This is a genomic window from Pseudomonas sp. yb_5 (genome assembly GCF_043103865.1).
In the GTDB taxonomy this organism is placed as follows: Bacteria; Pseudomonadota; Gammaproteobacteria; order Pseudomonadales; family Pseudomonadaceae; genus Aquipseudomonas; species Aquipseudomonas putida_Y.
The window spans coordinates 22654-35829 of record NZ_JBICKE010000039.1 but is presented as its reverse complement, the minus strand read 5'-3'; the positions used below and the strand labels follow the sequence as shown (position 1 = coordinate 35829).

General features: G+C 59.9%; 5 protein-coding genes and 5 tRNA genes. 5 read left to right on the top strand and 5 right to left on the bottom strand.

Annotated features, from left to right (window positions below):
• Positions 1–264 precede the first annotated feature (264 nt).
• A complete protein-coding gene (locus tag ACF8GF_RS05155; protein ID WP_176685765.1) occupies positions 265–1032 on the bottom strand; it encodes a hypothetical protein in 768 nt (255 codons plus the stop codon).
• Between the two features lie 333 nt (positions 1033–1365).
• On the opposite strand from ACF8GF_RS05155, the gene ACF8GF_RS05150 reads away from it, so the two are divergent.
• The 5 genes from ACF8GF_RS05150 (at position 1366) to ACF8GF_RS05130 (ending at position 1927) form a co-directional block, all read left to right on the top strand.
• A tRNA-Glu gene (locus ACF8GF_RS05150) sits at positions 1366–1441 on the top strand.
• A 2-nt stretch (positions 1442–1443) separates the two neighbouring features.
• Positions 1444–1519: transfer RNA gene (locus ACF8GF_RS05145), tRNA-Gly, on the top strand.
• Positions 1520–1611: 92 nt separating this feature from the next.
• Positions 1612–1687, top strand: a tRNA-Glu gene (locus ACF8GF_RS05140).
• Between the two features lie 3 nt (positions 1688–1690).
• A tRNA-Gly gene (locus tag ACF8GF_RS05135) sits at positions 1691–1766 on the top strand.
• A gap of 85 nt (positions 1767–1851) precedes the next feature.
• Positions 1852–1927 (top strand) — tRNA-Gly (locus tag ACF8GF_RS05130).
• Between the two features lie 167 nt (positions 1928–2094).
• On the opposite strand, the gene ACF8GF_RS05125 is transcribed toward ACF8GF_RS05130, so the two are convergent.
• From ACF8GF_RS05125 to ACF8GF_RS05110, 4 genes are all read right to left on the bottom strand, one after another.
• Positions 2095–3585 carry a hypothetical protein gene (locus ACF8GF_RS05125; protein WP_392487743.1) on the bottom strand — a complete coding sequence of 497 codons (1491 nt, stop codon included), beginning with the start codon at positions 3583–3585 and terminating at the stop codon, positions 2095–2097.
• Between the two features lie 64 nt (positions 3586–3649).
• The gene (locus ACF8GF_RS05120) at positions 3650–5842 is read right to left on the bottom strand and encodes an autotransporter outer membrane beta-barrel domain-containing protein (protein ID WP_176685431.1); all 2193 of its coding nucleotides are present in this window, start codon (positions 5840–5842) and stop codon (positions 3650–3652) included.
• A 188-nt stretch (positions 5843–6030) separates the two neighbouring features.
• Entirely contained in the window at positions 6031–8040 is a 2010-nt protein-coding gene (locus tag ACF8GF_RS05115) for a hypothetical protein (RefSeq protein ID WP_176685432.1), read from the bottom strand.
• Positions 8041–8112: 72 nt separating this feature from the next.
• Entirely contained in the window at positions 8113–13011 is a 4899-nt protein-coding gene (locus ACF8GF_RS05110) for an RHS repeat-associated core domain-containing protein (RefSeq protein WP_392487742.1), read from the bottom strand.
• Positions 13012–13176: the final 165 nt, after the last annotated feature.

The window sequence follows — 13176 nt, the reverse complement described above, 5'->3', positions numbered from 1 at the left end:
GTGGCTGCAACGATGAATGCCCAGGAATATTGGCCAGCAGGCCCGGCCTCTTCGCGGGTGAACCCGCTCCTACGACGGCCTGTGTCCAACCAGGGATGTGTGTCCACCCCGGTGTAGGAGCGGGTTTACCCGCGAATACGGTGGTGGCTGCAACGATGAATGCTCAGGAATATTGGCCAGCAGGCACGGCCTCTTCGCGGGTGAACCCGCTCCTACGACGGCATTGATACGCCAGTAGCGAAGAGGCCGGTACAGGTTAACCAATCAGTCGTAGATCACCTTCTTCTTCCAGGTCTCTTCCTCATCGGTCTTGAGCCCATCGGTCAATTCGTTGTGCTCGCCTTCCGCCGGGGCCATGCGGTCCATCACCTGGGCATTGGCCCGGGCCAACAGTTTCTCAAGATACGTCAGTTGCTCTTCATACACCTTCGGCTCGGGCTGCTTGCGCAGATATTGCACGCCGCGCTCGAAGGCCAGGCGCGCCTGGCCAGGCTGGCCTTTCTGCAGGGCCTGCTGGCCCAGGTTGTTGAAGAACTCGATATGCAACAACACCAGGATATGGCGGATCTCCTTGACCCAGTGTTTGGCCTCGGTCGTTGGCAAGAAGCCTTCCTGTGCAGCGCGGGTCACCTGATTGTGCAGCGCCTCCAGCAGGAAGCGTACGTCCTTGGCCTTGATCTCGGTGTGGATCGGGTTAGGGGGGTTGTTGACCGGGATCTTGTCGCCCAGGGCTATCAGCCCTTCCAGTTCGGCGATGCGCGCCTTGAATTCGGCATTGTGCTTGTCCACCGCCAGCAGGCGCTGGTTGAGGTTCAGCTCCAGGCGGGTCAGCAGCAATTTGAGGGCCGGGGTCATGAACTGGCCGGGGAACGTCTCGGTGATTTCGCCACAGCGACGCAGGCGGTCGGCGAGCTCGATCTTCGTCCGGGCGCGCTCAAGCTTGCCATTTTCGACCACATTGTTGAGGTAGCCGATCACGATCAGCAACGCGATGCCCGCCACGATGAGCAGGGTGATCAGAAGTGGTGTCACCGTTAATGCCTCATGAATAGGTTTGCATGATTGAGTGTAGGAGCGAGCGTGCTCGCGAGAGGCCCTGACAGCCATTCTCTTTTTCTATCGGCAAACTGTGCCATGACTGGATGCTGGCACATTAATGCTGACTTGACGCCAGAAAATCAACGGCAAACCCCGGCAGGCGCACCAAAACAGCGCTGGGTGTACCCGGAAGTCATTGATTTAAATAAATTTCTACAAAGGGGTTGACGCCTTCCCGAACCATCCATAGAATGCGCGCCACTTGCAGCGTAAAGCACACAGCGAAACGCAGCAGGGAGTGAAAGCAGGCAGTAATGCCAGCAGCGTGTCCCCTTCGTCTAGTGGCCTAGGACACCGCCCTTTCACGGCGGTAACAGGGGTTCGAGTCCCCTAGGGGACGCCAATGCGGGAATAGCTCAGTTGGTAGAGCACGACCTTGCCAAGGTCGGGGTCGCGAGTTCGAGTCTCGTTTCCCGCTCCAGTTTCTCCGGCACTGCTTAGCGGCGGGGCAGGAAAAGAAAATCCAGGCTGAATCGTGAGGTTCATGTTCTGGTGCACTGAAAAGTGTTGTGTGTCCCCTTCGTCTAGTGGCCTAGGACACCGCCCTTTCACGGCGGTAACAGGGGTTCGAGTCCCCTAGGGGACGCCAAATGCGGGAATAGCTCAGTTGGTAGAGCACGACCTTGCCAAGGTCGGGGTCGCGAGTTCGAGTCTCGTTTCCCGCTCCAGTTTAAATACTGTGGCGTCTATGCGGTGCAGTGGTGGTGAAGGTCTTCAAGGCGCTTCACGCCGAAAGCGGTAAAGTTTCACAATGCGGGAATAGCTCAGTTGGTAGAGCACGACCTTGCCAAGGTCGGGGTCGCGAGTTCGAGTCTCGTTTCCCGCTCCAAATCAAGATTTACAACCTTCCACGGAAGTCTGTAGATCCTCGAAAATAGACGCTTCGGCGTCTTTTTTCGTTTCAGTCAAAGCCATCGGGATCCATGGTCATCCCGACATTTGGCTTCAACTGCAAAAAACGCCACTCTTTCGGGTGGCGTTTTTTTTTGCATCGGGCTACGGCTTGTCTTCCAGTTGGGCTGCCGCATCGGGAAATTTCAACCAGCTCAGCTTATCGTCGAACGACACTTCAACCGACACCCGGAACTGATAGTTGATTGCCAGCCTCAACAGTTCGGTTTTCGTGACGCTACCCAGCACCATCACGCCCGTTTCGCTGGGTACAGGCAGCGCGGTGGCAATCGGCAGCCTGATTTCCCGAGTGACGTTGCCGCTTTCCACCCCGTCGATCCAGGCGTTGACGAATTGCGACGTATGCCGGAACGGCCAGCTTTCCAGGGTAAAGGTGGTGCTTTCGCCCAGTGTGCGCAGGTTCAGTGCGCGGTTGCGGATATCACTGCACTGCACGATTGGCAGTCCTTCGATTTTCCGCACCGTGACATAGTGCGAAGGCGAGGGGGGCACGTCAGGCTTGTCGATTTGGTAATACAGTTCCACCCGGCCGCCCATGTGCGGCGGCACATATAGGCTGGGGATCAGGTATTCAAGTGCGCCTGGCGATATGGGCGTGTTGGTGGAGTAACCGCCGAGCGTCCCGGGTTGGCCCCAGAATACGGTGACAGTCTCATTCGGCCGGATTTCTGCCCCGTCGGGTATGACGAATGTGACGCCGTCGAATGCGTTGCCAGGTTCCAGCGTGCTTTGGTAATCGCTGCCCTTCGCCTCCTTGATGTGTGGCGGTGGCAATTCGCGTGGTGGCGGGGAAGGGTCGGACTCCAACGCGACCGCTAGCGCACGCTGGGGGTATGTGCCAGCGCGGTCCTGCACTTCATAACGCACGTAACGCGTGCCGTTGCCGGACTGGCGAATGAAAGCGCCCGGGAAGGTCAGCTCGAGCGGTTTGCTGGTGCCTAGCGGGCTCAGTGTTTCGACGTGCTCCTGGGTCAGTGTCATCATGTCGACCATTTCCTGCCCGGCGCCGTCTTCGCTGTAAAACCACTTCACGACATCGCCTGGCTCCGCACCAATGTACGAGGGGACTGTGCAGACGAGCTTGTCGCCGTTGGCCGCGAGGTAGTCCTCGGTGACACCTTCGCGAATAACGTAGTCGGGAAGCACCAAGCGATCATCTGCGGGGAGCAGCGGCGCGGTCTTGTCGATGTAGATATCCAGTGGCCGTGAAGACACATGGGTATCGTTGTACAGCGTGACTGCGTAGTGCAGGCGGTGCGTGCCTTCAATAAGCTTGTCGACCGGTACCAATATGAACAGCTCTTCAGGTTCGATTGGCTTGCTGAAGGTCTTCTTGTCGACCAGTACGTCATTCCAGTAGAGAAAAAGGTATTCCTCATCTATTTCCGGGTGCGAATTTGCCCAGGGGTGGAACTCTACCCGCAGGGGGGAATAGGTTGCCCGGAACTCGACCGTGTTGGGTCTCCCCCCTTCAACATCGGGCACCACGCTTGGTACGGTTGGATGGACAAGAGGGGCCGAGTCCAGTTCAGGGGTTGGAGTTCTGCGGTTACCGGAGCGCTTGTTCTGTGCCATCGTCCTTCTCCATGTGTCACGCATGAATGCAAAAGGGAAGGCGCATTGGCCTTCCCTCGTTTTTTCACCAGTTGTAACGGGCGCCGACGCTCACGCCCCATGGCTGTTCAAGCTTGCTGCCATGGCTATAGTCGAAGTCGGCGTGGGCCTGCCATTTTTCGCCCCAGGCGACCGTCACCCCTGCACCGAGTTCACCGCGCGAACCGGCCAGGTTGTTGCTGAAGCGGTTGTCGTTGACCTTCACCTGGTTGTCGTTGACGAACTCATGAACTGCCGCCACCCGCAGGTAAGGTTGCACGCTACGGCCTGTGCCCGCGCTGAAGGTGCGCCCGACCGAGGTACCCACTTTGCCCAGCAGCGAGTGGGTACTGTTGCTGTTGGCGCGCATGCCGTTGTCCAGGCTGTAGTCCTTGCCCTGGACCACGAGCCCGGACAGTTGAGCGAACGGTTCGAGGAACCAGTCGTCGGCCAGGTTCAGATGACGCCCCACCTCCAGCGAAACGCCAGCACCCAGGTTGCTGTAGTCACCCTTGGCCTTGCTGCCGTCACTCAGGCGCACGTCGGCCTGGTTGCGGAAACGGTTGATGCGCGCCACGGTGTCGATGTAATAGCCGCTTTCGGGATCGAGCCAGGTGGCGTAGGCACCGGCGTGGTAGCTGTCGACGCTGGCCGAAGAGCCGCGGGCGAGGTTCAGGTCGGAATTGCTGTAGCCGGCCGTGATCCCGACCAGCCAGTTGCCGTCACCAGCTGCCAGGGGCGCATCTGCGCCGATCGACAGGCCTTGTTGCTGTTGCTGGTACGCCGCGCCAGACGTCGCCGAGACATTGAACCGGTTACCGTAGCTGCGTACCCAGCCACCGGCCTTGCCAGGGTTGCGGCGCACGTCGCCCATGCGGCTACGCAGCACGCCGAGCTCGCCGTACCAGATGGTCGGCACGACGTTGGCCAATGCCATCACCGTTTGTGTGCCGGGGCTGACCGTACGGGTGGTCGCGTCCAGGTACCAGTCGTTGTCGCCGCGTTGCACCAGGTCGTAGGAATAGGCTCCCAGGTCCACGGAGCCACCCAGCAGCGAGAATTGTGAATCGCCAGCAGCGGCATGGACCACATGCAGGCTGTTGTCTGTCAGCGGATCGTTGCCGCTGGCGCTGATCAGCAACTGGTGGTTGCCGCTGGCGGTGCCCGTCACGTCGAGAAAGTCCGACTGCGAGGTGCTGAAATCGGCTTCCATGATGAAGGTGCCGTTGCCGGTGAGGTTTTCTACGGAAAGGGTAAAGAATTCGCCTGGCCCGCCGAAGCGCACGGCACCGTTATCCAGAGACAGGTCGGTTACCTGGCTGTTGTCGACCAGGGTCCATTCGCCGCCGCTGTTGATTCCCAGGCTTGCAACGTTATCCAGCCGGCCTTTGAGGGTGGCGAAGTTTTCCAGCAGCACATTGGCGGTGCCGCCGCTGGCGGCGACGATATCGCCCACCAGGTGGCTGTTGTTGACACGCAGGTTGGCGGCAGCATCCTCCGCCACCTGCAGCAGCACGCCGTTGCCGCCACTGAGGCTGGCACCGTTGATGACGTCGATCTGCGCCGATGCTGCAAAGCCGGCCCCTCGGCCGACGGCGATCGCTGGCCCGTTGCGTCCCTCGATCAGGCTGTTGTCGACCACCAGCGTAGAGCCGCGGCCGTCGTCCTCAAGAATGCGCGCGCCATAATTGCCGCCGCTGATGGTGCTGCCGTCCCTGGCAATCAGGGTGCCGGCAACCAGTCGTGCGCCCTCGCTGCTGGCGCCCGTGCCGCGTAGTTCACTGCGCTGCAGTTCGGCAGAACTGGCATTGATGGTCGCGCCTTGTACGCCGCCTTCGATCATGCTGTCGTTGATCAAGGCGCGCGAGCCGTTACCCGCCCCTGCAGCACTCAGCGCCAGGCCACGGGCGTCACTGCGGATGGTCGAGCGGTGTACGGTGGCACTGGCACCATTGAGCGCCAGGCCATTGCCATTCGATTCAGCGGTGACCTGGCTATCCGACAGGTTCACGGTGGCGCCCGCCTGGGCGGCGATCTGTAACGTCGTCGCCCCGGTGGCTGTCAGAACGGCCGGGCCGATCACCCGGTAGCTGTCGAGTGTGCTGCCGGCATCCAGCTGAGTATCGGCATCTATGAGGGTTTCTGCCCAGCAGGCACTGGCGAAAAACAGCGGGCCTGCCAGCACGAGATGGGCGGGTGGTGAACAGTGGCGAAGGGTGTGAAAAAGGCGGCTCGGCATTCAGGGAAAACCTCGAAGTGAACAAATTTTTGTAAGACCGTTCTTCTTTTCGTTGGAGAACAATCCGCATACCGCGAGGCTAAGCGCGTTAAGTCGCAAAAAATGTAAGGAAATTCCTACTCTTCAATGGAAAAATCCTGTAAGTGGATCGGCAGCGGACGATTGCCAACGCCGCTGCCGAGGCTTGCTCAAGGTTGGCTCACGTCACACGAGCCCCCCGTACCCTGATCGGCGACGCTGATCTTGTTGGTCGTGGTATTGGAGGTAATGGGTGGCTGCGTGTTGATGACGTAGCTCACCTCGGCCCGCCCGCCCGACGGCGCGGCGTCATAGATGGGCTTGATGTGCTGATCGTACGGCTCGACTCGCGTGACGAAGCCGTTCGCGATCTGCTCGGCGTTCAAGGTCACAGTCCAGGTTTTCTCAACGCCATCGATCAGGTTGCCATCCACAATTTGGTCATACACCACCCAGTTCAGTGTCATGGTGGTGTTTGGTGGCACGTTGAAGCGGCTGCAGGGCGGTACCTGCACCCTGATCGCCGGGGCGGCGGAGGGGTCATCAGGGTCCCAGAGGGATTGGCAACTCAGCCAGAGCCGGTCCGTTAAACCCAGGAACTCGAGATCGTCGGCCGTCATGTCGATGGCCGATACCTCTACGAACTGTGGAAGCGACTCCTGTTCATTGAGCGCGTTTTCGTCGCCCCTCACGGTGTAATGCACAGGCAGCGCCAGCTTGTTACCAGCTGCCTCGATATAGCTCCACGGGATCGTGACGGACTTGTCGGCACCGGGTGCCTCATCGACAACCCAGCGTGCCGGGGTCACCTGCGTGCCGTCCCAGTAGAAGTCCACTACCTGAGGGGCTGCGGCGCCCTCGAATACCTTGAAGGTCAGCGTGGCGTCTTTGCCGCGGTCGGCCGGGGGAATGAGGTTCGTATCGCCGCTGAAACTGGTGATTGTGGGGGCGAGCATCTTGTCGTTGACCGGGTCCGGCCAGTCGGGGTCGGGGTCAGGGCGTTCCGGGCCTGCAACGGAAAAGTCGACAGCGAAGTCATCGGCCGCCGGTCCATAGGCGGCGTGGCCACGTAGCACCTGATAGCTGACAGGGGTCGCCACCTCCCCGGAGGCCTTGCCGTATTCGTTTCGCAAGATATCGCTGGGTACGGATATCGATATAGGGAATGGGCGTGAGCCTACCTGTTCGGCGATCAGGGGCGTCGCGCCCCACTTGATCGCGATCTTGTCCTCTTTGCGGGAATTGGTGTAAGCCTGTATTTCTACCTGCACACCCGCCTGTGCATCTTTCAGGCTCAGTACGCCGTCATCTACCGCTAGCGGCACCTCGGGTGGCAGCAGGTCCTTGGGCTCTGGTGTGAGCACCACATCGACCGTCGCCGGCAGCCGGATGCGACTGCGGTTCTGGGCTTTGTCGAACAGGTAGTAGACGATGTAGAACCTGCCATCCCCCAGGTTGCGTACCACATCTGCCGGAATGGTTATCTTGCGGTCGTCTGTGACGGTGCCATCGACGACAGGGTTATCGTAGTCCGCATTTTCTTCAGGCCATTCCTTCAGATAGAACGCCTGGTAGGTATCTTTGGATGCACGTTCCGGGTACTCAGGTATACCCAGTTCAATCCCGGCCTGGTGGTTGGTCAGGTAGGCTTCGTTGATGATGTCCGTAGGCGCGGTCAGCGGGGGAGCGGGCTCATCCCCCCAGGGCGGAACACTGTCGCAGATCAGCTCGATGGGGTGTGAAACATATTGGTCGCCCTTGTGGTCGACCAGTTCGTAGCGAATCCACAGTTTGCCATTGCGTGGAATGGACGCCTGGGGAAAAGCCAGTGCTAACGGAAAGTCTCCTGGCACGAGGGGCGGGAGGAACTTTTCGACAGGGCCAATGGCCCTGAAGGTATTTTCGGCGCCAGTCAAGGTAAACTGCAGTTGTAACGTCGAGTAGTCATTTGGATCACTGCCCGGTGGCAGGTCAGACCATGCGGGGATCTCGACGGTCAGGTCGGTTTTCAAGCGGTCTTTATGCAGCGTGCCATCGTCACTGTCGATGATGCCTTGGACATTGGGGGCGGTCACCGGTAACGGCGCTGTCTTGTCAGGGGCATCTTGCAACTTCAGATACTTGCGCCGGGCTTTGGTGGTGCGGTCATGTTGCTGGGTGCTGAACGTGAGTGGTTTCATTGTTGTCTCCAACAAGTATGCCTGCCTGAAGTGTTGAACTGCAGTGACGGGTTTTGTGTTTCGGATTGTTATTTAGCGTCTGATTTCTGTATACGGTAAATATACTTTATGGCCGACTGGTATATCCTCTGCTACGGGGAAGAAATGCTTGGATTTTGAGACTGAGACAGGGCTTCTTGGGTGGAGGATTTGCCTTGCCATTTTTAATTCGGATAGGGTTTTCCCGCTGTTTATTAGAGGGTCGTCGGTGATCGTTGTGACTGTATAACTGCCAGCGCGCCATGCAATATTTGGTATTTTTGCAATCAACTGCATCGCGCCCACCGCAAGCCCCAAGATAGCTGCCGAGTAATTCAGGATTGTCCCAATATTGTTCCGCTTTTCATGCCCCGAAAGTATCGCTTCCGTTTGTAGCGCCGTACCGGTGACTGACAACGTGGCTGTAGCCACCGTGGCCGCCAACTTGATGCCGACGGCGAGCGATACGCTGGCAATTGCCCCGACACCTGCCGAAAGTGCCGCACCCGCGCCACTGATGCCGCCACCGGCGGCTGCCCAGGCAGCCGCGATTGCCGGCGCAGCTACGCCACCTGTCACCACGACGGCGGCCACGGAGGCAACTGCGGCGAAGAGTATGCCCAGGCCTATCCCCGTCCAGCCGATCGCACCTAAGGCCTTGCCCCGCCAGATGCTGTAGCTATTCAGGTCTGCCAGCGATCGGCTTTGCCCGCTATAGCCGATGCTGTAATGCCCGGTCGGGTCGCGGAAGGTTATCGGGTTGCCTTGGCAATAGCCGTAGTAGTTCAGCCCCCCCGCGCCGAAGGGGCTGAGTGCGTCGGGGCTGTGAAAGCGCATCAGCACCGGGTTGTAGGCGCGGTAGCCACTACCGAGCAGGTACCAGCCGCTGTCGGGATCGAGCGCTTCGCCGTTGTAGCCCAGGGTGCCGAGCAGTGGATCGTCGGCGTGCCGCTCGCCATAGGCGGTATAACGGACGGCGCGCGTGCTGCCGGCCTGGCTCTCGGCGATCACGCTGTGGCTGGCACTGGTGTGCAGCAGCAGGGGCGATTGCGCACCAGTGCCTTTCTGCTGCTGGCCCAGCGCTTGTTCGTCATGATGCAGGTACAGGGTTTGCAGGCTGTCACGCACGGCCATGCGCAAACGCTGGCCGTCATGCAGCAGCAGCGTGCGCTCGCCGGCCTCGGGCCTGCTGACCAGCAAGCCGCCTGCGTCGTAGCCATAGGTGTCCGGGGCGCCGCTGTCGTTGAGGCCCAGCAACCGGTTCTGGCTGTCGTAGCGAATTGGCCGGGCTTGCTCGTCTCGGGTCAGGTTGCCATTGGCATCGTAGCTGAACTCAGGATTGGGCGCGGTGCGCGGCGGTGTGTACTCGATACGCTGTAGCTGGCAGGGGTCGCGTTCGGCATGAATGAACGTGGCGCGTTCAGCGGCCGGCCCACCTGTGAAGGAAGTGACGGTCAACTCGATGTTGTTGTAGGCATCGAAGTTGAACACCTGCATGGCGATGCTGCGGCCCAGCGCATCGCGAGGTTGGTCCGGCCCTGTGCTGTTGTACATGTTCAGGCGTGCATGGCTGTCGTAACCGAACTTTTCGACCAGTCGCGATACTCCGCCGAGCTGCAGGGTGCGGCTGAGCAGGAGGTCATCCTTGTCCCAGACGGTTTCCTGTGTGCGTTCTGGCTGCCCGGGCTGACGCCAGGTGCGTTTGACTTCACGGTCCTGGTCGTCGTACTCGATCTTGGTTTCCAGGGCCTGTGCGCTGGCTCGGTCATGGCTTGTGATGAGGTCTATGCGGCCCAGATCATCGTATTTGAACTCGGCCTGCAGCTGCCCCTGAAGGGTTGAGACCAGGCGGCCCTGGGCGTCGTATTCATGGGTGGTGTCTTCACCGTAGGGTTCGTGGGTGTTCTTCAGACGATCCTGCAAGGTGCTGCTATGAATGCGGCTCCAGGTCTTGCCGTCGCGCTTGTCCTCCCAGTGTTCGGCGGTCAGCTGATTGGCTTTGTTGTATTCGAAGCGCCGTGCGCATTGCCGGTTGTCGTCGCTCAGCAATCGGGCGCTGACAGGGTCGTAGGCGAAGCTGGCGTGGTCCTCGGGCGCGGTGTTGCTGATCGGCTCATTGGTCAGCTGCAGGTTGTAGTCCTGCTCGATGGTCTCGCCAGCGGGGTTGATGCGTTGGCGCGGTATCGATTCACCGTCGCGGAACAGGAAGTACTCCGTCCGGTCACCGGTGGTGGTCCCTATCAGGCGGTCCAGGCCGTCGAAGTACTGCGCGCCGATCTGGCGGGCGGGCAACTGCACATTCGCCGGGGTTACCACCAGGCGGGTCGGCAGGTCTTCGGCAGAGTGTTCGGCGTAGGTGCGGGTGAGCAGGGTTTTATTCGGTTGCTCGGTCGTGAGCATCCGGCCCCAGGCGTCGTAGCTGAATGCAGTGGTGTGGTTGCGCTCATCCGTTTCGGTGAGCGTGCGTCCGAGGCCGTCATAGCTGTAGCGGCGTTCGCCAATCAGCTCCCCCAACGCATCCAGGCGCTTGCGCAGTACCGGCTTGTTGAACAGGTTGAGCCAGGTCTCGGTCTTGCCACTGATGGCCCGTGCCTGGCGGATGGATCGGACGTTCCTGCCGTTGCGGTTCTGCACCTGGGTTCGGGATTCCAGTCTCCCGCCTTCTCGCCAGCTGTAGCGAATGGCGCCCTGGTGATCGGCGTTGCCGATCGGGTCCAGTACGTTGTGCTGCTCCACGTCATCCGGGCCGATGGTGCAGCATTGCTCGCCCCAGTCGTCGTACCGCGTTTTTGTTACCAGGTGCAGGTACTGCTGGGCTTGCAGCCAGTCGGTAACGCTCTCCTGTATCCGGTTGCCGTACGCATCGTACTGGATGGCCAGGATTTCGTAGAAAGCGCCCGGCCTCGCCTCGAGCACGTTGTCACGGCTCTCCCGGGTCGGCCGTCCGAGGCCGTCCAGCTCGGTTTCGGTGGTGATGCCGCGAGCGTTGGTGACTCGGGCGCGGGCAATGTCCGCATCGCTGGCACAGAGTTGGTAGTCGTAGCGTTTTTTGGCCTCGAACGGTGTCTCTGGCGATACCTTTTCCTCGGTGACTCGCCGCAGGGCGTCGTACGCCCATTGTGTGTGAACCCCGTTCTCGTTGAGTTCGTAGAGCTTCTCGCCATGCAGCAGCGAGCGCCGTTGAACGGTGGACCGTTGCGCGCCGTCGTAACCAAAGAGGGTCTTGCGGGTTTCCAGTACCTGATGGCCGCCCAGAGGGTCTAGCAGTGAATTGAACTGGTACTGGGTGGTGGTTTCCAGCTTGTTGCGTTTCACCACCTCCTGATAGCGACGGCCGTGCCGCAGGCTGGACTTGGGCGCGTCGAGGTAATAGTAAATTTTCTCTTCCAGGGGGTGCGCCGGATCGTGCGCATGCGTCAGGGTTTCACTGTGCTCGACAATCATCGGGTTGAGGGTGATGGCGTTGCCTGCCAGTGGCGCCAGCGCCTTGTAGCGGTAGTGCTGAGTGAGAACAGGGGCTTGCCCCCGGCCGCTGCTCGCCGGGGTGGTGGTTTTGCTCTTCAGGTGACGAACGAAACCATTGGCATCACCGGGGTAGCCATCTTCCGCTTGCGTGCCATACCACTTTTGGGTCTCGGTCACGCCGTTGGCAAGTTTGCGCCAGATGATGTTGCCCGATGTATCGTAGGTGGTTTCGACGGTTTCAAGGCGGCTACGCGTGATGTTGTCCGCCAGCGACCAGCGTGTCTGCTCCTTGATCGGCATTTGCAGGGTCGACACCTGTTGATCGAAGGGGGCGTCCTTGATGTTGTACTGCATGGTGACTTCATGTACGCAGTTGTTCTGCACGGTTCTGGTCGAGGTCAGCAGATGGAAGCGGTTGAAGGTGCGTGTGATGTCGCGCAGTGCTGTGCCATTGTGGTCGCGCAAGGTTTCGACCGTTTGATACTCAAAGTCGTACCGTTTCGACTCGTAGAGGTTGTCCAGCCCGTTGTCAGACCAACCGATCCCGGCGCCGTAACCCAGAAAGTTGTTGGAGCCCGGGTAGGTATAGGTTCGCTGGAACGCAGGTTGGCCACCGCGCGGTTCGATGACGTGCCGGGTCACGCGCGGCAGGGCTGGCCGGGCGTCACCGGGGAACAGATGGCCACGGTCCTGGTAATAGAGATATTCACGGGCACCGGTAGGGGGCTCGACCTTGCTCACGCACAACAACCCGTTCACCAGGGCGTAATCCAGGCGCCAGCTGGCCAGCTCACGGGTTGGCAGCACGATCGATGCGACCCAGTCAGTATTGATCAGGTTCATCGCATAAAGGGCAACGGGCTGGCCGTTGTCACCCTGATAAGGGCGCTCGCGCAATTCGATGCGGCCATCGTCGCGTTCAATTTCCAGCAGGATCTCCTCACGCTCGTCGCTGATCGAGCAGAGCATCATGTAAGACGAGTTGAACGGTTGGTACTGGAGGTCGATCCTGTGCCCCGTGGCCGAGTAGATCTCCACGGGCAGGGCGATACGCCCGATCGCGCTACCCATTTCTTCGAGGATTTCCACCAGGCCTGAACGGTGCACCACGCGATAGCGCGCATTCCCGCCTGGCCCGGCAGGTTCGCGGTAGAAGTGAAAGTGCGCCAGCCGTTGCTCCTGCATTTGCAAGCGTGAGCCCGAACTACCGGTCACTTTGAATGATTCACCGCTGTAGGTGGTGATGACCTGTGTGTGCGGTGCGAACTGCGTCAGTGACAGATTCCATCCCCGCCCCCAACCCGAATCAATCGTATTGAGCGGGTTGAAGTTTAGGCTGAGTTCAAGTTCGGGGCCGGAGAAGTAATTGGCGCCCAACTCGGGAAGTTTTATGGACAGTGTGTATTGTCCGGTGCGGCTGTCGACACCGCTCTCCATGAAACTCATGAAGTTAAGGGCGTTGGAATGCAGTGAAGATTCCGTACTCATAATGAACGTTCTCACTCTGCTTGTCAGGGGGCGGGCGCTGTAAGTCAGGGGCTGCGCGTGCCGAATACGTGTCGACAGTAGTGGAAGTTTCGTGTGTTGACACCTGTCAGTTTTGCTAGGTGTTCAGGTTCAGGGGCGGTGTTATATCTATGCCAACTCTCGAAT

Bases quoted from the DNA above. Each gene is read 5' to 3' on its own strand.
- ACF8GF_RS05110 (WP_392487742.1), bottom strand. From the start codon at position 13,011: ATGAGTACGGAATCTTCACTGCATTCCAACGCCCTTAACTTCATGAGT.
- ACF8GF_RS05115 (WP_176685432.1), bottom strand. From the start codon at position 8,040: ATGAAACCACTCACGTTCAGCACCCAGCAACATGACCGCACCACCAAA.
- ACF8GF_RS05125 (WP_392487743.1), bottom strand. From the start codon at position 3,585: ATGGCACAGAACAAGCGCTCCGGTAACCGCAGAACTCCAACCCCTGAA.
- ACF8GF_RS05120 (WP_176685431.1), bottom strand. From the start codon at position 5,842: ATGCCGAGCCGCCTTTTTCACACCCTTCGCCACTGTTCACCACCCGCC.